The 19849-nt window shown below is 39.0% G+C and carries 18 protein-coding genes; 10 read left to right on the forward strand and 8 right to left on the reverse strand.

The features are described 5' to 3' along the window. The first annotated feature begins 216 nt into the window (after positions 1 to 216). From pgaA to pgaD, 4 genes are read left to right on the forward strand one after another with little or no spacing between them, the layout of a single operon-like run. Complete coding sequence (pgaA, locus tag ODQ17_RS04625) at positions 217 to 2655, forward strand: poly-beta-1,6 N-acetyl-D-glucosamine export porin PgaA (RefSeq protein WP_322902007.1); 2439 nt, start codon at positions 217 to 219, stop codon at positions 2653 to 2655. After that, complete coding sequence (pgaB, locus tag ODQ17_RS04630; protein WP_322902009.1) at positions 2655 to 4481, forward strand: poly-beta-1,6-N-acetyl-D-glucosamine N-deacetylase PgaB; 1827 nt, start codon at positions 2655 to 2657, stop codon at positions 4479 to 4481. The genes pgaA and pgaB overlap by 1 nt, the downstream gene beginning before the upstream one ends. Then, on the forward strand, positions 4481 to 5728 hold the full coding sequence (pgaC, locus tag ODQ17_RS04635; RefSeq protein WP_322902011.1) for a poly-beta-1,6-N-acetyl-D-glucosamine synthase: 1248 nt from the start codon (positions 4481 to 4483) through the stop codon (positions 5726 to 5728). Before pgaB ends, pgaC begins: the two co-directional genes overlap by 1 nt. Beyond that, on the forward strand, positions 5725 to 6183 hold the full coding sequence (pgaD, locus tag ODQ17_RS04640; RefSeq protein WP_322902013.1) for a poly-beta-1,6-N-acetyl-D-glucosamine biosynthesis protein PgaD: 459 nt from the start codon (positions 5725 to 5727) through the stop codon (positions 6181 to 6183). The genes pgaC and pgaD overlap by 4 nt, the downstream gene beginning before the upstream one ends. A 39-nt stretch (positions 6184 to 6222) precedes the next feature. Here pgaD and ODQ17_RS04645 read toward each other — a convergent pair whose 3' ends face one another. The 4 genes from ODQ17_RS04645 to ODQ17_RS04660 all read right to left on the reverse strand — a co-directional run bounded on the left by ODQ17_RS04645 (position 6223) and on the right by ODQ17_RS04660 (position 9241). Next, the gene (locus tag ODQ17_RS04645; RefSeq protein WP_322902015.1) at positions 6223 to 6786 is read right to left on the reverse strand and encodes a flavoprotein; all 564 of its coding nucleotides are present in this window, start codon (positions 6784 to 6786) and stop codon (positions 6223 to 6225) included. 147 nt (positions 6787 to 6933) lie between these two features. Continuing rightward, positions 6934 to 7938: an LLM class flavin-dependent oxidoreductase gene (locus tag ODQ17_RS04650; protein WP_224970668.1), complete on the reverse strand. Its 1005-nt coding sequence runs from the start codon at positions 7936 to 7938 to the stop codon at positions 6934 to 6936. 133 nt (positions 7939 to 8071) lie between these two features. Next, positions 8072 to 8584, reverse strand: a complete 513-nt coding sequence (locus ODQ17_RS04655; RefSeq protein WP_322902018.1) for a hypothetical protein — start codon at positions 8582 to 8584, stop codon at positions 8072 to 8074. 237 nt (positions 8585 to 8821) lie between these two features. Beyond that, positions 8822 to 9241, reverse strand: coding sequence for a glycine zipper domain-containing protein (locus ODQ17_RS04660; RefSeq protein WP_005306721.1), 420 nt, complete (start codon positions 9239 to 9241; stop codon positions 8822 to 8824). Between the two features lie 482 nt (positions 9242 to 9723). Here ODQ17_RS04660 and prfA point away from each other — a divergent pair, with 482 nt between their 5' ends. Together prfA and prmC are read left to right on the forward strand one after the other, a co-directional pair. After that, the gene (prfA, locus tag ODQ17_RS04665; protein WP_005306718.1) at positions 9724 to 10812 is read left to right on the forward strand and encodes a peptide chain release factor 1; all 1089 of its coding nucleotides are present in this window, start codon (positions 9724 to 9726) and stop codon (positions 10810 to 10812) included. Continuing rightward, positions 10812 to 11627, forward strand: a complete 816-nt coding sequence (prmC, locus tag ODQ17_RS04670; protein ID WP_322902021.1) for a peptide chain release factor N(5)-glutamine methyltransferase — start codon at positions 10812 to 10814, stop codon at positions 11625 to 11627. Before prfA ends, prmC begins: the two co-directional genes overlap by 1 nt. 2 nt (positions 11628 to 11629) lie before the next feature. On the opposite strand, the gene ODQ17_RS04675 is transcribed toward prmC, so the two are convergent. From ODQ17_RS04675 to ODQ17_RS04685, 3 genes are all read right to left on the reverse strand, one after another. Beyond that, entirely contained in the window at positions 11630 to 12469 is an 840-nt protein-coding gene (locus ODQ17_RS04675; protein ID WP_199987758.1) for an ABC transporter permease, read from the reverse strand. Positions 12470 to 12472: 3 nt separating this feature from the next. Further along, positions 12473 to 13447, reverse strand: a complete 975-nt coding sequence (locus ODQ17_RS04680; protein ID WP_322902026.1) for an aliphatic sulfonate ABC transporter substrate-binding protein — start codon at positions 13445 to 13447, stop codon at positions 12473 to 12475. 241 nt (positions 13448 to 13688) lie between these two features. Next, the gene (locus tag ODQ17_RS04685; protein WP_322902028.1) at positions 13689 to 14717 is read right to left on the reverse strand and encodes an AraC family transcriptional regulator; all 1029 of its coding nucleotides are present in this window, start codon (positions 14715 to 14717) and stop codon (positions 13689 to 13691) included. Positions 14718 to 14886: 169 nt separating this feature from the next. Between ODQ17_RS04685 and ODQ17_RS04690 the strand changes: the two genes are divergently transcribed. Together ODQ17_RS04690 and ODQ17_RS04695 are read left to right on the forward strand one after the other, a co-directional pair. Further along, positions 14887 to 15657 carry a 3-hydroxyacyl-CoA dehydrogenase gene (locus tag ODQ17_RS04690; protein WP_322902030.1) on the forward strand — a complete coding sequence of 257 codons (771 nt, stop codon included), beginning with the start codon at positions 14887 to 14889 and terminating at the stop codon, positions 15655 to 15657. A 19-nt stretch (positions 15658 to 15676) separates the two neighbouring features. Beyond that, positions 15677 to 16813: an acyl-CoA dehydrogenase family protein gene (locus ODQ17_RS04695; RefSeq protein ID WP_322902031.1), complete on the forward strand. Its 1137-nt coding sequence runs from the start codon at positions 15677 to 15679 to the stop codon at positions 16811 to 16813. A gap of 138 nt (positions 16814 to 16951) precedes the next feature. Here ODQ17_RS04695 and ODQ17_RS04700 read toward each other — a convergent pair whose 3' ends face one another. Further along, positions 16952 to 17530 carry a flavin reductase family protein gene (locus ODQ17_RS04700; RefSeq protein ID WP_322902033.1) on the reverse strand — a complete coding sequence of 193 codons (579 nt, stop codon included), beginning with the start codon at positions 17528 to 17530 and terminating at the stop codon, positions 16952 to 16954. Positions 17531 to 17703: 173 nt separating this feature from the next. Here ODQ17_RS04700 and ODQ17_RS04705 point away from each other — a divergent pair, with 173 nt between their 5' ends. Both ODQ17_RS04705 and ODQ17_RS04710 read left to right on the forward strand, forming a co-directional pair. Further along, positions 17704 to 18480 carry a HesA/MoeB/ThiF family protein gene (locus ODQ17_RS04705; protein ID WP_322902035.1) on the forward strand — a complete coding sequence of 259 codons (777 nt, stop codon included), beginning with the start codon at positions 17704 to 17706 and terminating at the stop codon, positions 18478 to 18480. Positions 18481 to 18538: 58 nt separating this feature from the next. Continuing rightward, positions 18539 to 19837 carry an ABC1 kinase family protein gene (locus ODQ17_RS04710; RefSeq protein ID WP_005306693.1) on the forward strand — a complete coding sequence of 433 codons (1299 nt, stop codon included), beginning with the start codon at positions 18539 to 18541 and terminating at the stop codon, positions 19835 to 19837. The last annotated feature ends 12 nt before the right edge of the window (positions 19838 to 19849 follow it).

Here is a 19849-nt window from a genome sequence, read left to right on the forward strand (position 1 = left end):
GTGAAATAAAATAATAATATTGAAAAGAAATGTATATATTTGAGTAAGTTTAAAAATTCTAATTATTTAATTTTGCTAAATATTTTTAAAAATCATGTAAAAATACATTAAATATTTAAAAATGATAAATAGGTCACATTATTTTTGTGTTGTGTGATTGGTTTTTGATTTTAATTATACTTTCCCACCTCGATATGGGACTATCCGATTATCAAAATGCTAAAAAAATGTGTTTTTTCATTGGTATACATCTTGCCTCTCAATTTATATGCTGCTCAAGTGGATGAATTGAGAGAGCAGGCTATTCACACCTACAAAACTGGACAAACTCACCAAGCAATATTTCAACTGGATCAATTGCTAAAAACCTATCCGCATGATCAAAAATTGCTAGCTGATTATTTAGTTGTAATGTCAAATGAAAAAAAAGATCTAGTAACTTTTTCTCAGCATTTAGCGAATATTAATTTAGTTACTTTTCCAGAATATGGACAGCTACCTTTAATACGTAATTTTCGTGATTTTAAACACTTTAAAGATGCGATTGCTTGGTCGAATAAATTTAATATTCAAAAGACGCCTGATGGACAGATTTTGCTGGCAGTTTTATATGCTGAAGCTAAAGATGTTGTAAATGGCAAAGCACAGTTAGCAAAGATTAATACTAAAAATCTGAAGACTGATCAACTTGTACAAATAGCCTATGCATATCGACTTATCAATTCGCCTGTAGATGCTTTATCTGTAATTGAACAAGCATATCAGCAGCAGCCGAAGTCTTTTGCAGTTTTACAAGAATACAGTTATGACTTAGCGGCTGTAGGGGCTTATAACAAGGCTCAGCAGTTAGTGCTTGCCAGCGATAAAAATGCACAAACTGAATCGTTACAACACTGGCTACAAGTGAGTGAGTTTTCTCAACGTGTAAATAACGCAATTACTCGTTATAAATATTTAAATCGAGAAGGCATGTCGGATAGTGAAGCTTTTGCTGAGCTTGATGCTGTGTTGAAGCAAGGCGAGCAAATGCAGCCTTTGATTCAAACGTCAGATCCTAATTATTTAAGATTCCATTATGACTACATATATGCCTTAGATTTCCGCGGGCGTAGTCGTACGGTATTAGATCAATTTACTAAATTAAATGTACCTCTAGAAAAACTACCTGCCTATATTCGTCATGCGATCGCTGATAGTTATTTGGCTGAAAGACAGCCGCAACAAGCTGCGCTTGCTTTTAAAACCTTGCTTACTGAAAAAAACTATTCAGATATGACGGTATATACTGGACTGTATTACTCATATATTGAACAAGAAAAATATAAACAAGCTGAACAACTTTTGAGTGATGTTGATCGGCTAATTCCTACGTATAAATATAGTCAAGCGAAAGGGGTGGATAAATCGAGCCACCCTGATCGTGATGATTATATTGCTTTACAAGGTATGCATTTAGCTTATGCAAATCATTTGGATCAATCAGAAAAACACTTCCAGAAACAAGTAGATCTTGCCCCTGCCAACGAAGGTTTAATTAATAATTTGGCTCGTGTTGAGCGTTGGAGAGATAAACCTTTACAGTCCAAACAAACAATTGCTCGTTTAAATGGTTTAACACCAGTTGCCAAAGATACTCGAATTAACCAGATGCAAAATGCTCAGGCTTTAGGGGATATTCCTGAGTGGCGCAAAAGCACAGAAACTCTTTTGCAATATTATCCTGAAGATAGCGGCGTAGTTAAAAGTCGAAAAGAGTTGGATGATCGTGATAGAGCAACCATCTCGCACTCAACGACTTGGGGCCAGAGTAAAGCAGAGAATAGCGATTCTGTGAGTGGGCAAAATGGTTTAAAAGACCGCGAAATGGAAACTCGTATTAATAGCCCGTGGATTAAAGATAATTATCGTCTATTTGCTTGGCATCAAGACCGTTTCGGAGAATATCGTTTTGGTGATGTGCATGACCAACGTTATGGCGTAGGTGCTGAGTGGCAAGCGAACCGTAAGGCATTGTCGGCAATTTTGTCGCAAAGTACGGATGGTGGACAAGCAGGAGTTCGTCTTGATTGGTCGCAATGGTTAAATGACCACTGGCAATATCAATTGCAATATGACAGTCAAGCTAATATTCCATTGCAGGCAATTGACGCTGGTGAGGATGGGCAAGCTTACCGTGCCGCTTTGACCTGGCAAAAAGATGAGTCACGCCAAATTGGGGCGAGTTACGGTTTAACTGATATAAGCGACGGGAATAAACAACAAGAATTTTCTACTTTTTGGCGCGAGCGATTATTTGATGCCCCTCACCATGTTACCTACGGAACCGTTCGTGGATTTTATGGCAGCAATAGCCAAGATCAGACAGCTTATTTTAGCCCAAGCAATCACTACAGTGCTGAGTTGAATTTAAGCCATGACTGGGTCTCTTGGCGAGAATACGAACGCTCATTTAAACAGCATTTTGAAGCTGGAGTCGGGCTTTATAAACAAGCAGATTACTCAGCTCGACCAACATATTCTTTGCAATATCAACATCAATGGCAGCTCTCACGGACTTGGCAACTTAATTATGGAATTGGTTGGCAATACCATCCATACGATGGTCATGATGAACAACATACCTACGGTATTTTCGGATTTGAAGGGCGTTTTTAATGAATAATATGAAGTCAAAAATGTTGAGCTGTGTGCTTGCTTCAACATTATTACCCGTACAATTTTCTCATGCCCGTATTGAAACTGAACTACCAAAAAATCATACAGTTTCTTTAACTTTTCATGATGTGCGAGATGACGTACTAAAGGAAGGCGACCGTGATGTTTATGCGATTCAGACCAATAATCTGGCGCAATTTCTTGATTGGCTCAGTCAGTCTGATTGGAAACCGATTCGTCTGAAAGATATTGAAGAGGCTCGTAAGCAAGGTAAAGAATTACCTCATAACTCTATTCTACTGACCTTCGATGATGGGGCGTTGAGTAGTTATAGCCGAGTATTTCCTTTACTTAAGCAATATAAAATTCCAGCAGTTTTTGCTCTTCCAACTAGTTGGTTAAATGGCAATACTCAGGCAGGTTATGAAGCTTATGGGCAGGGTAACTTGGTGAACTGGGCTCAAGTTCGTGAAATGCAAGCATCGGGGTTAGCCGAGTTTGCAAGCCATAGTGATGATTTACATCATGGTGTATTGGCCAATCCTCAAGGTAATGAGCAACCGGCTGCAACTTCTTATGCCTATTTAAAATCGCAATCACGTTATGAAACAGATGCAGAATATCAACAACGTATTTTGCAGGATTTGAAAAAATCCTACGCCGTTTTGAAAAAAGAAGTCGGTGTTAATCCGAAAGCAATTATTTGGCCTTATGGCGCTGTGAATGAGCAACTGGAAAAACTAGCACAGCAAGCAGGCTTTGAGTTTTCTTTCAGTTTGGGTCGTGATGGTATGAATCGTGTGAATGATTCAACTTTTAAGCGTAGCTTGGTTATAGGTAACCCTACAGCCGAACAGCTCACCGAAGGTATGTTAAATATTCTGAATTTCGAAGAGTCAGATTTATTTAAGCAACCTCGTCATTTTGTGAGTATGGATTTAAAGCAATTAGCAGCTCCACAAAATGCTCAGACTGATGAAAAACTAGGGCAGTTGTTATCAAAACTATATAGCCTAAAAAACAATGCTCTAATCTTAAAGCCTTTGGAAGATAAAGACGGAGATGGGCAATATGATGTTGCTTATTTCCCTACAAATAAAATGCCAGTTCAACAAGATATTTTAAACCGTAGTTTATGGCAGGCTCAAACTCGGGCTGGTCAATCGGTAATATTAGAATTGCCAGCTTATCCTCAAAAAGATAAGCCATTTTTAACAGTAGATTTGGCTAAAGATATCGCACGCTTTAACAGTAATTTAAGCGGTGTTCAGCTCAATGCAGGAACAGCTTTAAACTGCGCAATGCAAAAAATAACAGTGCAAGAAAACAGTTGTATTGAGCAATCAAAACAGCTCGCACAACTGAGTCAAATGACTAAAAAAGCGGTCAAACCTTATTTAAACATGAGTAATCAGGCGCAGTTTAGTTTATTGCTTACACCTGATTTAGATCATGTGGAAAAGCTACCTGAGCTTATCAAAACGCTTTTATTACAACATGATTTAGTCAATTTGAAGTTCGATGTGATTGGTAAGAAAAAGCAATTTAATGAGTTGTTAATGCTTTTAAATAGACTTGATGAAAATGATAAGCAAAGAATAATGCTGACTTTAGAATTACCAGAAAACTCGCAAAAAACGGCTTGGGAAGAAGTACAGCAAGGACTTTTTTCGATTCAGCGAGTCGGAATCCAGAAATTCGGTATCGATGGCTATGACTTTGAAAAATCAAAAGATGTTCATCAATATTTATATAATCCGATTAGTCTGAATGCTAGTCCTGTGATGTATCAGCCTTTTGCTGAATTGGTAGAGGGGAAAAAGTAATGAGAGTATTACTTGATATTCTATTTGCTTTTGCCTTTTTATATCCCTTACTGATGGCTTGGACATGGATGGTAGGAGGACTTTGGTTCTTCTTTAAAAGAGAATACCGTGAACAAGCACTTCCTGAACCGACCAGCGAAGGATGCAGTATCATTATTCCGTGTTTTAACGAAGAAGCTCAAGTACGCCAAACAATTCGTTATGCACTGCAAACCAAATATCCTAATTTTGAAGTGATCGCCGTTAATGATGGAAGTAGTGACAGGACAGCTGAAATTCTAGATGAATTGTCAGCGCAAGACTCACGACTTCGGGTTGTGCACTTAGCAGAAAATCAGGGTAAAGCCGTAGCTTTAAGATCGGGCGTATTAGTTAGTAAATACGAATATCTTGTTTGTATCGATGGCGATGCATTGTTACATCCACATGCCGTACTTTGGTTAATGCAGCCATTTATTAACTTCCCGCGAATTGGGGCTGTCACGGGTAATCCACGAATTTTAAACCGATCTAGTATTTTAGGAAAATTACAGGTTGGTGAGTTTTCTTCGATTATTGGTTTGATCAAACGTGCGCAGCGTACATATGGCCGTATTTTTACAGTGTCGGGTGTGATTGCGGCATTCCGTAAAACAGCTCTCGTTCGAGTCGGTTTTTGGTCAGATGATAAAATTACCGAAGATATTGATATTTCATGGAAGCTACAGCTCGACCATTGGGATATTCAGTATATTCCACAAGCGCTTTGTTATATCTATATGCCTGAGACATTTAAAGGGTTATGGAAGCAACGCCTTCGTTGGGCACAAGGTGGGGTAGAGGTACTTATAGAATATATTCCACAAATGTTCAAACTGCGTGTCCGCAGAATGTGGCCTGTCATGATCGAGGCGCTAGTTAGTATTATCTGGTCTTATGTCATGATTCTGATCTTTACGCTATTTTTTGTCGGATTGTTTATTGAGTTGCCTCTGCAATGGCAGATCAAAACGCTTATGCCACAGTGGTATGGTGTAATACTCGGCGGAACATGTTTAATCCAGTTTTTGGTGAGTTTGTGGATTGATCAACGCTATGACCGTAGCCGCTTCTTTAGAAATTATTTTTGGGTTATTTGGTATCCATTATTTTTCTGGCTACTGACTTTGTTTACAAGTGTTGTTGCAGTACCAAAGACTTTATTTAACACTAAAAAACGTGCCCGCTGGGTAAGTCCAGACCGAGGCTTCCGTGGAGATAGCCCATGAAACCTGAGGAAAATAAAGATATCGAAACGTTAGATATCCCTGAATATATTGACCAGCCAGAATACGTCAAAAATAAAACGGCAAACTACACATTACAAACCATCGGTTGGTTTTGTTTGATGTGGTTGCTATTTCCCTTGGTTTCACTGTTTTTATGGGTTTTTGAAGGACACTTAATTTATGATTATGTCTGGGTTGATCATATATCAGAAGTTAAGACCTTATTACATTTAGCATTACTCATCGGAATTAGCGCGCTCATTTTAATTTTATGGGCGAGTTATAACTGGATCAGGTTTAGTGGTGAGGACCGAAGAGCTAAGGCGCCTAATAGTTCTGTTGAACTGTTAGCAGCCCAATTTTCGGTTAGTTCCGAGATGTTAAGTGAATTGCAAAAGAAACAACGTGTCATTTTACATTACGATGATCATGGCAATTTGGAAAAGTATGAGTAAATAAAAAAGCATGGCTTAAAAACCATGCTTTTTTTATTTTTATACGGTTGCTCTAATAATGATATCAACAGGTTGTTCTATGCCATCCATACTATGAATTGATGTAGGGTTAACTTTCACAATGGGCCAAGTTTGTAGTTTACAGTTGGTTTTTTGGAGTGCGGCATAATAACTATCAGCTTTAAAAAATACCTTTTTAGCCGTTGCCATATTGGGTGTTAAAAGGCGCTTAAGCCATGTTTCACTCACCTGAGTATCAAGAAAACGTAAAGCCAAAAGACTTTTTACTCGATTGTTAAATAATCTCCGGTTTTTGATAATGAGAGGATGGGTAATTAACTTATTTGTGCCCATTTGACTATGAGGCAAAATAAAGTGAGGTGTGATTTGAAATACGGTCACAAATTTTGCCTGTTGACAGATTTTTTCAAGATGGGTCACCGTATCTTGATTTGTACCAATAATCGCGACAGATGAATCTGAAAAATCAAATTCTTTAATTGAGGTTGATAGAATCACTTGACCAGTAAAGTCTTCAAAATCTTGAGAGGTATTTTGAAAAATTGCTGATTTTGAAGTGTTATTTTTAATATTAATACTCATTTTTCCAAAAGTCCTTTTGGTTTTTAAATCATGATGTTTTTATCGTTTTAATATAAATAACCAAGCAGGAAGTCGGGGTAAAGTCTTTTCAGATAGATGGTCATCCCATACTCGAAATCAATTCAAGTATGGGAATGCGAAGGGAGTTTAAAGTTCTGTTTTTACGTTCATTAGTTGTGTAAAGCTTTCTAAACGTTTAGCTGTATCGTATACATCACATGTGAAAATAAATTCATCAACATCGTATGTCGCTAAAAGTTTTTGTAAACCAGAGCGAACTGTATCTACAGAACCAATTTGCGCCATTGCATAGAAGTTTTCAACAGAAAGCTGTTCTGCTGTATTCCATAATCCCTGCATTGATTCAACCGGCGGCTTAAGCTTTAAACTTTCGCCACGAATTAAACCTAGTACACGTTGGTACGCACTCGTTGCTAAGAACTGGGCTTCCTCATCTGTATCTGCCACAACAACAGGCACACCCATTGAAACATAAGGCTTATCTAAGTACTCAGAAGGCTCAAAGTTCTCTCGATAGAGCTGGATCGCTTGACCTAACATACGTGGTGCAAAATGAGATGCAAATGAGTAGGGAAGTCCAAGTTTTGCTGCCAGTTGCGCACTAAAAAGACTAGACCCAAGTAACCAAACAGGAACATGCGTATTTTGACCTGGTGTTGCAATAATCTTTTGTCCTGCCTGAGGGGCGTCAAAATATTTTAAGATTTCGACAACATCTCTTGGAAACTGATCTTCTGTTTCTTGATGACCACGACGTAAAGCTCGCATGGTAAGTTGATCTGTACCTGGAGCACGTCCTAACCCAAGTTCAATACGGTTTGGATATAACGTAGCAAGTGTTCCAAATTGTTCTGCGACAACTAAAGGAGCATGGTTAGGAAGCATAATGCCGCCGGAACCTAAACGAATATGCTGTGTATGTGCTGCAATAAAACCGAGTAAAACCGCTGTAGCAGAGCTCGCAATTCCATCCATGTTGTGATGTTCTGCAAGCCAGAAACGTTCAAAACCTAGTTTCTCTGCATGTTGTGCTAACTCTAATGCGTGACGTAACGAAAATTCGATAGTTTTATCATTACGAATGGGAGCAAGTTCCAAAATTGAAAACTTGGTATCTTGAAGTGATCGCATGCGATATTCTCGAATAGTGGTATATCGAAATACTACGATATATAAGGGGTAATGTATATCGTTTTTTTTCGATATTAACTTTTACCTCTTAATAAAAAAGCACCCGAAGGTGCTCTTTTGATTCATATGTGAATTAGCGATTTTTATACCAACCACGGTGTAAACCATTGTCATGACGACGATGGCCACCTTTACTATAGTAACGACGGTCACCATCGTCATATCTACGATCATCTCGATCATAACGGCTACCACGATCATAGCGATCATCGTAGTTACGATCTTCAGAAACTTTACGACCTAGCGCTGAACCACCCGCAGCACCTACCGCTGCACCGATGTAACCACCGTTGGTACTACCCATGTTTTTACCGACGGTATAACCAGCACCACCACCTAAAGCACCACCAATGGCAGCTTCGGTACGATTGCGACGGTCACTCGCTGCGGCTGCACCACCAGCACCGCCTAAAGCTGCACCAATTGTTGCGCCTGTTGTGCCACCCATGCTTTTACCAATTGCTGTACCAACAACACTACCTAATGCAGAGGTTGCAGCAACACGAGTACCATTATCTGCGTGTGCAACTGTCACCATAGACGATGTTGCAACTAATGCACTAGCTAACCAAATATTCATTTTCATCTTGCAACTCCATGTCCTTTTTATTGAGAAGGACAGTATTTTTATCTTGAGATAAATGTAATAAAAAATTTCGTGATAATTATGGAGAACCCCAAAGGAGATACGTTAGTTTTGTGTCTGTTTGTATGGTTTCTATTAATTTATGGATAAATGCTGAGCAAGTAAGAGGTTATGAATATTTATTGATCCTAATAAAAAAGCACCCGAAGGTGCTTAGAGTCGTTTCATCAAATTTGATTAGTGATGACGACGGTGTTTTTTCTTCCAGTGTTTAGAAGAGCGATCATAATCGCGGTCTTTAGAAATTTTATTACCTAAAGCAGAACCACCCGCAGCACCTAAAGCAGCACCAATGTATCCACCGTTTGTACCACCCATGCTTTTACCAACAGTATAGCCAGCACCACCACCTAAACCACCGCCAATTGCAGATTCTGTACGGTGACGACGGTCACTTGCAACAGCTGCGCCACCAGCACCACCTAAAGCAGCACCAATTGTTGCGCCAGATGTACCACCCATGCTTTTACCAATTGCAGTACCAGCAACACTACCTAAAGCAGAAGCAGCTGCTACATGTGTTGTGTTGTCAGCATGAGCTACAGTAACCATAGAAGTTGCTAAAACAGCACTACATAACCAAGCATTTAATTTCATTTTCTACTCCGTGTCCTTAGCAGCAGGACGCTATATCTTTTGTTACGGCAAATGTAACAAAACACGTTTCTCAAAATATGGAGAACCATCAATTCATTATTGTAGTTTAGTGTCTGGTTTGTATGTTTTCTATTAAAATAGAATGTTTAATACCCATATAAATAAATATGAGTCTCATTTAATTTTAATGAGTTAATTGCTCGCGATCTGAACAGAGAAAATTGATCAAAGCTCTTGTCGCAGAAGACATATGTTTATGTTGTGCATACAGTAAAGAGAAGGGACGTGAGTGGCCTGCAAATCTCATCTGAAATCATTACATTGATAAGTCGCTATTTACAGTGAAAGTTGATGAATTGGTTGATTATATATGTCATTTAAGCGGCATAATCTGTAAACTATGCGCTATTTTTACGATTTTGCTTATCTTCTATTTATATAGCATTTGATAAGCTTTTTGGACTTTTGAGATATTTCCTCTTATGAAAGCGTCACTCCGTTTACGACTTGATCAACTCTGTGATCGACATGAAGAACTTACCGCGTTGCTTGCAGATGTGGAAGTCATCTCCGATAACAAACGTTTCCGTAAATTGTCTCGCGAACATAGTGATTTATCTGAAATTACCGAAGTTTGGGGCAAATACCGTCAAGCAGAAGAAGACATTGAAACTGCTGAAATGATGAAGTCTGATCCTGACTTTAAAGATATGGCAGAAGAAGAAATTCAAGCAAATAAAGATTTGCTTGTAGAGTTAGAAAGCCAGCTCAATATTTTGATGATTCCAAAAGATCCAAATGACTCTAATGCAGCTTATTTAGAAATTCGCGCTGGAACGGGTGGTGACGAGGCTGCAATTTTCTCTGGTGACTTATTCCGCATGTACAGTAAATATGCCGAGACACAAAATTGGCGTATTGAAGTCCTTTCTGAAAATGAAGGTGAGCATGGTGGCTTTAAAGAGGTCATTTGCCGTGTAGATGGTGATGGTGTTTATGGTCGCCTAAAATTTGAAAGTGGTGCGCATCGTGTACAACGTGTTCCAGCGACTGAATCACAAGGGCGTGTTCATACTTCTGCTTGTACAGTTGCAATCTTGCCTGAAATTGATGTTGATACCAACGTTGAAATTAATCCGGCAGATTTACGTATTGATACTTACCGTGCCTCTGGTGCAGGTGGTCAGCACATTAACAAAACTGATTCGGCGGTACGTATTACTCACATTCCCACAGGTACAGTAGTTGAGTGCCAAGAAGAACGTTCACAGCATAAAAACAAAGCCAAAGCGATGGCTCTTTTGGTTTCACGTTTAGAAAATGCAAAACGTGCAGCGGCTGATGCAGCAACTTCTGAAATGCGTCGTGATTTAGTCGGTTCTGGTGACCGTTCTGAACGTATCCGTACTTATAACTATCCACAAGGTCGTATGACGGATCACCGTATTAACCTAACTTTATATAAGTTAGACGCGATTATGGAAGGTGATTTAACTGAATTGCTCGATAGCTTACATCGTGAATATCAGGCAGATCAGCTTGCGATGCTTGCACAGGAAAATGGCGGCTAATGAATATTGCTCAAGCGCTTGCAATTCGTGGTGAGCCTGACAGTTATGAACGACAGGAAAATGCTTGGTTACTTGAGCATTTTCTAAAAATCAATTCGCTTGAATTAAAGTTTAGACTTGAGCAAGAGTTAACTACCCAACAAGAGCAAGACTATGTAGCTGGTCTTGAACGTATTCAAAAAGGTGAACCTTTAGCTTATGTGACGGGTTCACAGCCATTTTGGACGCTCGATTTAAAAGTAACATCTGATACTTTAGTGCCACGTCCGGATACTGAAATTTTAGTTGAAACGGTTTTAAATCTAAATTTGCCAAATACTGCAAATATTGTTGATTTAGGAACGGGGACAGGTGCAATTGCGCTTGCCTTAGCGAGTGAACGTTCAGATTGGTTCGTCACAGCAACTGATATTTATGCACCTACTTTAGAAGTCGCAAAAGAAAATGCACTAGCTCATAATTTGCAACGTGTAAAATTCGCTTGCGGCGCTTGGTTTGAAGCACTAGAGCCACAAAAATTTGATTTAATTGTTTCTAATCCGCCGTATATCGACCCTGAAGATGAACACATGCAAGCTTTGGCAACAGAACCACGCCGTGCATTGGTTGCAGATCATCAGGGACTGGCTGATATTGAAATTATTATTGCTCAAGGGAAAAACTGGTTAAAACTACAAGGCTGGATTGCACTAGAGCATGGTTATGATCAGGGGCAAGCTGTTCGAAATATATTTGCTGAGCATGGTTTTAGTGAGATTAAAACTATTCAAGACTATGGCCAAAATGATCGAGTCACTTTGGCATGCTGGATTTAAAATTACTTTTGAAGTGTATCCCGCCAACGTAATAACCAGTTTTCAATAAGTTTCATTAAGGTATCGGTTACTTTACCCAATAGGGCTAATAAAATAATTGCAATGATAACAATATCTGGGCGAGAGGTTTCTCGGCCATCACTGAGTAAATAGCCAACCCCTTGAGTAGCTGCAATCAGTTCAGCTGCAATCATAAACATCCAAGATAAGCTTAAGCTGTTGCGTAAACCCGTTAAAATGCCCGGAGAGGCTGCTGGTAAAATAATAGATATAATCCGCTGAAAAGCATTAAGCCGATAAACTTTTCCAACTTCAATGAGCTTTCTATCTACATTATGAATTGCTGCAACTGTATTGGTATAGGTTGGAAAAAAAGCTCCAATTGCAATCAATGTAATTTTTGAACCCTCATCAATTCCTAACCAAAGTAATAGCAGTGGGATCCACGCAAGACTTGGAATTGATTTAATTGCTGAAAAAGTTGGTTCTAAATATGCTTCTGCCTCTTTACTTAATCCCACCCAAATCGCAAAAACTAAACCTAAACCGCTTCCTATAATAAACCCCAACAGAACACGCCATGTACTAATATAAATGTGGGCAAATAGATCGCTATGAGCTAAATCTAAAAAAGATTGCCATAAACTAGACGGTGCAGGGAGTAGATAAGCATCGATATAGCCATTTCTGACTAAAAATTCACAAGCCCCCAAAAAGATGAGTGGAATGAGTAGCGCTTTAAACCAACGTGTAAATTTATTGTTTAAATGCTTTTTCTGCGATTTTAAAGCCTGCTGAGCTAAGAAATGATTTAGCTCAGCTTTGTTAAGTGAATCACTCATATACTATTTCACGACTTTTTGAGCAAAGCGAGGATCTAACAACTGATCAACCACTTGATTGACATTGGTACCTTTTCTAACCAAGTCTTCTTCTGTCAAAATTTTCCCAGAACGTTTTAGCGCTTGTGCTTGAGTTGCCGATGGAATGCTTTGATCAAAGTTGGTTCGACTCAGTTGTAGCTTAGCCACAGGTAGAGGGAGTTTTGATTCTTGAGCTAAAAGTGCTGCCACTTTATCTGGATTGGCTTTTGCCCATTTTCGGGCTTGTTCGTAGGCTTTAATAACGGCTTCAACCGCTTCAGGACTTTGCTTTGCAAAGTCTTCTTTAACACTTAGTACGCTATAACTATTAAATGCTACATTACGATAAAGTAATTTCGCGCCCGATTGAATTTGAGCTGAAGCCATTAAAGGATCAAGTCCAGCCCAAGCATCTACTTGACCGCGTTCTAATGCAGTTTTTCCATCGGGGTGCTGTAAATGAACCAGCTGTACATCGCGTTTACTCAAGCCTACAGTGTCTAGCGCTTGTAGTGTAAATAAGAATGGATCGGTTCCTTTGGTGGCCGCAATTTTCTTACCTTTTAAGTCTTTTAGGCTTTTAATTGGTGAGTCTTTTGCAACAACAAGGGCGGTCCATTCCGGTTGGCTTTGTACATACACCGTTTTAATTGGGCTACCATTTGCTCGGCTTAATACAGCTGCTAATCCGGCGGTAGAAGCAAAATCGATGCTGTTACTATTGAGGTATTCTAATGAACGATTGCTACCTTGACTAAAAACCCATTTAATTTGAGTATTTGGAAGTGCTTTCTCAAGAAGTTTTTGATCTTTGACGATTAAACTGGTTGGTGCGTAGTAAGCATAATCAAGTTTAAGTGTAGTCGGAACTGCTGCAAAAGCAGATGAAGCAAATACAAACCCCAATGTTGATGCCAGCAAAGTCTTTGATAAAGAAAATTTTGATTTTAAAGACATGATAAAAATAGAACCGAAATGAAATAAGAGATTATCCTTTCACGCGTTTGATGGCTTACAAACTTAGTTATTTTGATTTATAAATCAGATTGAAAGATAAAAGTTTAGATAAAATTATAAGTTGATGTTTTATAGTGATTATTAAGTTTTGAGGAATACACTTATCTGAAATATTGAATTTAAAAGACATAAATATCATAAGCTTAAGCTTCTATATCTCAAGCTTCGTTGAGTTTGTATTTTATTGCTTGTGTGCAATTAAATTATCTCGATACGCACCTGGACTAACGCCAGTCCATTTTTTAAAAGCACGGTGAAAGGCGCTTGGATCTTGGAAACTTAAATCTTCACTAATATCTTGAATTGAATCATTAGTTTTACTTAAACGTTCAACCGCAATATCACAGCGGATTTCATTTTTAATTTGTTGATAACTAACTCCTTCATGTTTCAGACGGCGTTGAATGGTGGCTTCTGAAATATTGAGTTGTTTTGCAACATCTTTGAGTTCGGGCCATTGGGCGGGGTGGAGTTTCAATAAATGACGACGAATAAGAACGCTCAAGGCGTTTTCATTTTTAAAGCGAACTAAAAGATTTTGTGGAGTTTGTTCTAAAAAATCATAAAGCGCTTTTTTATCTTTTTTAATTTTAATATCTAAATAGTGAGCATCGAATTCAACTCGATTTATCTCGGCATTAAATTGAATATCTTCACCAAAACGTACGAGATAATCCTGAATATCGTTCGGTTTAGGACAACGTACTCTAATACTATTTAAGCCAATTCGTTGGTCTACTAACCAGCACATAAGTCCGTGTACTAATATTAAAAAGGTTGCATAGGTAAACATGCGTTTAGGTTGTTCACGATCATGAATCACCAAATAAGCTTTTTCTTGATCTCGTATTAATTCTCCGCGCATGTCATCAAGCACAAAGTTAAAAAACTTCAAAATATCGTAGAGTGCTTTTTCTAAAGTTTCGGCTGTACTGACAAGTTTAGTCAATAATTTATAGCTGCCACGACGCATGGGATGACTATCCATACCAAAAAACTCATCGTTCATGGCGTTGGCAAGCTCTATCCATAATTGGGCATATGTCGTAACAGGCACACGAGCCTTTGGAGACATCAGTAATTCAGCGGGAATGCCTGCTTTATTTAGAATTATTTGTGTATTTAGGCCTTTGGCATAAGCCGCACTCAGTGCTTCATGTACTAGTGCAATCGAAATTGTGCCTTTACTTAAAGAAGATTGGACAACCATGTCAAAGACTCATATTTTCTTCATATATTTCAAGTGAAATATTTCATATTTAAAATTTGGATTGATCAAAAGCTGCAAGCATATTGAGGCTTTTTGAAATTGTATCGGAAAACAACAACTTTTACTCTCACAACTAAAGTTAAAGAACATTTTTATAGGATCGTAAATAATGAAAATTCAAGGGAAACATTTCGTGATTACAGGTGGCGGCTCTGGTTTAGGAGCTGCTACAGCTGAGTATTTAGTCCAGCAAGGTGCTTCAGTCACATTGGTCGACATGAATGTAGAAGCAGGTGAGCAGCAGGCGAAACAATTAGGACCAAAAGCTGATTTTGTAAAACTTGATGTATCCGATGAAGTTGCTGCTGAACAGTTCTTTAAAGATATTTTGGTAAAACATGGTCGTTTGCATGGCTTAGTGAACTGTGCGGGTATTGGCCCTTCTGCAAAAGTAGTTGGCCGTGAGGGCGTTCATGACTTAGGATTATTTGCAAAGACTTTAAATATTAATGTCACGGGTACGTTTAACATGCTGCGTTTTGCAGCAGATGCAATGAATAAAAACACGGTTGGAGCAGGTGAAGAGGACCGTGGAATCATTGTTAACACCGCTTCTGTTGCAGCATTTGATGGTCAAATTGGACAAGCAGCTTATTCAGCATCTAAAGGCGCTATTGTTGCGATGACATTGCCAATTGCTCGTGAGCTTGCGCGCCATGGCATTCGCATTATGACCATTGCGCCAGGAATTATGGAAACCCCAATGCTTAAAGGAATGCCACAAAATGTGCAAGATGCTTTGGGACAAATGGTACCATATCCATCTCGTTTAGGAAAACCCGAAGAATTTGCTCGTTTAGTTGGGCATATTGCTGAAAACTCTTACTTAAATGGTGAAGTCATCCGTCTAGATGGTGCAATTCGTATGGCAGCAAAATAATAAAAACAAGGATATTTAAATGATCTTAAATGCTGAACAAAGTATGGTTCAGGAGATGATGCGTAATTACTCGCAAAATCAGTTAAAACCAACAGCTGCACATCGCGATAAAACTCATGAATTTCCTGCTCAGGAATTAAAAGATTTAGGTGCACTAGGTGCTATGGGGATGACTGTTCCAAATGAATGGGGCGGTGCCGGAATGGACTATGTATCTTTGGTGCTTGCAATTGAGGAAATTGCCGCAGGCGATGGTGCTATTTCGACAATCGTAAGCGTACAAAACTCTTTGATTTGCGGTATTACACTGGCATACGGTTCGGAGCAGCAAAAACAAACCTATTTGCCAAAATTTGCCTCTGGCGAATGGCTAGGGTGCTTTTGTTTAACTGAGCCACATGTCGGTTCCGATGCGAGCGCAATTCTATGTAAAGCCGAGCGAGATGGTGACCATTGGGTTTTAAATGGCGTAAAACAATTTATTACCAGCGGTAAAAATGCCCAAGTGGCTTTGGTATTTGCGGTCACAGATAAACAAGCTGGCAAAAAAGGCATTTCGTGCTTTCTTGTGCCGACCAATACACAAGGTTACTTGGTGACTCGAATTGAAGACAAAATGGGCCAACATGCTTCAGACACAGCAACCATTACTTTTGAGGACTGTCGAATTCCGTTAGAAAATTTGGTAGGGCAGCAAGGTGAAGGTTATAAAATTGCACTTTCTAATTTAGCAGCTGGACGTATTGGGATTGCTGCTCAATCTGTTGGAATGGCAAGAGCGGCTTTTGATGCAGCCGTGCAATATGCAAATGAACGTAAGGCCTTTGGGGTGGAATTAGTTCAGCATCAGGCGGTTGGTTTTCGCTTAGCCGATATGGCAACTCAGATTGAAGCTGCATATCAGCTAGTTTTGCATGCTGCAACTTTAAAAGATGCCGGACTACCTTGTTTAAAAGAAGCCTCAATGGCCAAGCTGTTTGCATCTACTATGGCTGAACGGGTGTGTTCAGATGCGATCCAGATTCATGGTGGTTATGGCTACGTCAGTGATTTCCCAGTTGAGAGAATTTATCGTGATGTTCGTGTAAGCCAGATTTATGAAGGGGCTTCGGATATTCAACGTTTGGTGATTGCTCGTGAGGTTGCTCAAGTTTAAATATGAAATTTTAAAAAATAGTCACTGACTGCAAAAGACCGCAATTGTTATGCGGTCTTTTGCCATTGAGCAGAAATTTTCTAGGTTGAATTCGATTCGATGAAATTCAGAAATTTAAGTAAAGCCAGTTTTTTTTGATTAAAGCTGTGCTTTGACTTCTTCACCAATTAAATAAAAGGTTCCTCCAGCAATATAATGCAGGCTTCGAAGTTCTTTCGGTGCATTTTGAAAATGCCAGTGCCCATCTCTAAAAACGCGGCTATCTGCCCATGCACCCACAACAGAACCAATAAATAAATCATGAGCCGACTGATTATGAGGTTCTGGAATAAGTTTACAGGCAAGCCATGCAATGCAACCTGATACAAGCGGGCTGCTAAGACCTTCTTGATAAAATAGTTCAACACCACAATGCTCAAGTTTTTGTGGATCATCCAACTTACTAATGGTTCCAAGTTGATGAGTCAGATCGAGCTGTGCATAGCAGGGAACTTGTAGTGTGAAATAGCCACTTTGCTCAACGAGCTGTCGGGTTTTAGTACTTTTATCAAGAACCACGGACACTTTGGCTGGTTTGAACTCTAAGGCACATGCCCAAGCAGCAGCCATTACATTGCGGTCGTCTCCATGTTGTGCGGAAACAAGCACAGTTGGGCCATGATTTAATAAACGATAAGCTTTTTCTAACTCTACAGGTGCAATATATGATTGCGTCATATTTAACCTAAGTAATAAAGAAAATGGATATTTCTATTGTTGCAGAAAGCTTGATAGATGCAATGTTGGTAAATAAGCTTTATTAGAATAAAAAAGTTGTTTCTATTTTATAGCTTTCATAATAACGAACTTAGTCATAAAATCATTTCGCTTCTAAGTGAAAGGATTAACGTGTGACCGAGCTTCAAGATATCGATTTTGTAGAGTTAAGTGATGAAGAAATGCATCTCTATAGCCGTCAGATTTTACTTGATGGATGGGATATTGAAGCTCAGGAAAAACTCAAACTTGCTAATGTGCTGATTGTAGGTGCTGGTGGAATAGGCTGTAGCAGTGCAGAGCTACTTGCGCGAGCAGGGGTTGGGAAAATTACACTGATTGATGCAGATACGATCGAGATAAGTAATTTACAGCGTCAAATTGCATTTGGTCATGAAGATATCGGACGTTATAAAGCAGAAATTTTGGCTAAACGTTTACAGAAAATTAACCCTTATATCTGTGTTGAATACTATAACGAACGGTTAGACGAACATAACATTGATAGACTGGTTGAACACCAAGATGTGGTTTTAGATGGATGTGATAATTTTACAACCCGCTATTTGGTAAATGCAGCTTGCAAGAAACATCAGGTCACGTTAATTAGTGCTTCAGCAATTGGTTTTCAGGCACAAATGTTTATGGTTGAAGGAGATTCAGCTTGCTATGAATGTCTTTTTCCGAAAGAACAACATAGTAATGAAGGCCTTCGCTGTGCAGAGTCCGGGGTACTTGCAACTACTCCTGTAATGATAGCGTCATTACAAGCACATCACACATTGTTGTATTTAGGGTTAAATCGTACACCTTTAAAGCAGAAACTATTATTGTGGGATGGTTTAAATATGACACAACGTATTGTTAGTTTTGATAAAGATGTAAATTGCCCACTTTGTCAGGCAAGCTAATCAGTAAATGAAACAAAATTTGCTACACTCAACCTGAATGATTTGGTTTTGAAGAAATATGAAAAAAAATATTTTGTTTGATGGGTTACGTTCAGTCGCCCGCATTGGTGAAACAGCAGTGGTTGCGGCCAAAGCTGGAATTAAATACGCAACTGAAAAACCAAGTAATGCCAAACTCATGCGAGAGACTTTTGAGTCGCTTGGCTCAACTTATATTAAGCTTGGTCAGTTTATTGCGAGTACACCATCACTTTTCCCGAGAGAATATGTAGAAGAATTTCAAGGTTGTTTAGACCAGACACCAACACTTCCGTTTAGTTATATTCAAGGTGTGCTTGCATCTGAGTTTGAAGGGCGTGATTTAAGCCAGATTTTTAGCTATATCGATGAAAAGCCATTAGCTTCTGCATCAATTGCTCAGGTTCATGCAGCTAAGCTGACTACAGGTGAAGATGTTGTTATTAAAGTACAAAAGCCCGGTGTTGAAACCATTTTATATACAGACTTAAGTGTGGTGCATTGGGCTGCCAAGCTGCTTGAGCGTGCGGTACCAAAAATCAAATTTGCTGCTCTTTCCGAAATTGTTGATGAAATTAAAAGCCGTATGGTTCGTGAAGTCGATTTCATTGAAGAAGCACAAAACTTAGATGACTTTATTGAATATCTGAATATTTCTCAAAACAAAGCTGCGACTGCACCTAAAGTTTATCATCAGTTTTCTACGCGCCGTGTCTTAACCATGCAACGCCTATACGGTGTGTCTTTAACAGACTTTAGTGTTGTAAAACAATATGCTAAAGATCCATCGCAAGTACTGATTACTGCCATGAATACATGGTTCGGTAGCCTCATGCTATGCAAGAGTTTCCATGCGGATTTACATGCTGGAAACCTAATGTTGCTTGAAGATGGTCGAATTGGTTTTATTGATTTCGGTATTGTCGGCCAGTTAAAGCCAGAAGTTTGGACAGCATGCATGGCCTTTATGGATGCATTGCAAAAAACTGATTATCAGGCAATGGCTGAAAATATGCTGAAAATGGGTATGACTCATAACAAAGTTGATGTTGATGTATTAGCACAAGATTTAGAGCGCTTGTTTAACGGCGTATTAATGTCTGACCCTCAACAAATTCTCGCTTCGAATCCAGCTGATTTAAACGACATTATGATGGATATGGTAGGGGTTGGTGAGCGCCACGGTATTAAATTCCCACGTGATTTTGCTTTATTATTTAAGCAAATGCTTTATTTCGATCGTTTTATGCGCGTACTCGCACCATATACTGATATTTATGCAGACCAACGTTTGAAAATGGTTCAAAATATGGAACCTGCTTCGTTGTTAAAGCACTAAGGTCAGTTTAAA

The organism is Acinetobacter sp. IRS14, assembly GCF_034650275.1.
GTDB classification, from domain to species: domain Bacteria; phylum Pseudomonadota; class Gammaproteobacteria; order Pseudomonadales; family Moraxellaceae; genus Acinetobacter; species Acinetobacter oleivorans.

What these genes read in the sequence shown, in the direction of transcription:
- pgaA (WP_322902007.1), top strand. Translation starts at nt 217, where the DNA reads ATGCTAAAAAAATGTGTTTTTTCATTGGTATACATCTTGCCTCTCAAT.
- pgaB (WP_322902009.1), top strand. Translation starts at nt 2,655, where the DNA reads ATGAATAATATGAAGTCAAAAATGTTGAGCTGTGTGCTTGCTTCAACA.
- pgaC (WP_322902011.1), top strand. Translation starts at nt 4,481, where the DNA reads ATGAGAGTATTACTTGATATTCTATTTGCTTTTGCCTTTTTATATCCC.
- pgaD (WP_322902013.1), top strand. Translation starts at nt 5,725, where the DNA reads ATGAAACCTGAGGAAAATAAAGATATCGAAACGTTAGATATCCCTGAA.
- ODQ17_RS04645 (WP_322902015.1), bottom strand. Translation starts at nt 6,786, where the DNA reads ATGAGTATTAATATTAAAAATAACACTTCAAAATCAGCAATTTTTCAA.
- ODQ17_RS04650 (WP_224970668.1), bottom strand. Translation starts at nt 7,938, where the DNA reads ATGCGATCACTTCAAGATACCAAGTTTTCAATTTTGGAACTTGCTCCC.
- ODQ17_RS04655 (WP_322902018.1), bottom strand. Translation starts at nt 8,584, where the DNA reads ATGAAAATGAATATTTGGTTAGCTAGTGCATTAGTTGCAACATCGTCT.
- ODQ17_RS04660 (WP_005306721.1), bottom strand. Translation starts at nt 9,241, where the DNA reads ATGAAATTAAATGCTTGGTTATGTAGTGCTGTTTTAGCAACTTCTATG.
- prfA (WP_005306718.1), top strand. Translation starts at nt 9,724, where the DNA reads ATGAAAGCGTCACTCCGTTTACGACTTGATCAACTCTGTGATCGACAT.
- prmC (WP_322902021.1), top strand. Translation starts at nt 10,812, where the DNA reads ATGAATATTGCTCAAGCGCTTGCAATTCGTGGTGAGCCTGACAGTTAT.
- ODQ17_RS04675 (WP_199987758.1), bottom strand. Translation starts at nt 12,469, where the DNA reads ATGAGTGATTCACTTAACAAAGCTGAGCTAAATCATTTCTTAGCTCAG.
- ODQ17_RS04680 (WP_322902026.1), bottom strand. Translation starts at nt 13,447, where the DNA reads ATGTCTTTAAAATCAAAATTTTCTTTATCAAAGACTTTGCTGGCATCA.
- ODQ17_RS04685 (WP_322902028.1), bottom strand. Translation starts at nt 14,717, where the DNA reads ATGGTTGTCCAATCTTCTTTAAGTAAAGGCACAATTTCGATTGCACTA.
- ODQ17_RS04690 (WP_322902030.1), top strand. Translation starts at nt 14,887, where the DNA reads ATGAAAATTCAAGGGAAACATTTCGTGATTACAGGTGGCGGCTCTGGT.
- ODQ17_RS04695 (WP_322902031.1), top strand. Translation starts at nt 15,677, where the DNA reads ATGATCTTAAATGCTGAACAAAGTATGGTTCAGGAGATGATGCGTAAT.
- ODQ17_RS04700 (WP_322902033.1), bottom strand. Translation starts at nt 17,530, where the DNA reads ATGACGCAATCATATATTGCACCTGTAGAGTTAGAAAAAGCTTATCGT.
- ODQ17_RS04710 (WP_005306693.1), top strand. Translation starts at nt 18,539, where the DNA reads ATGAAAAAAAATATTTTGTTTGATGGGTTACGTTCAGTCGCCCGCATT.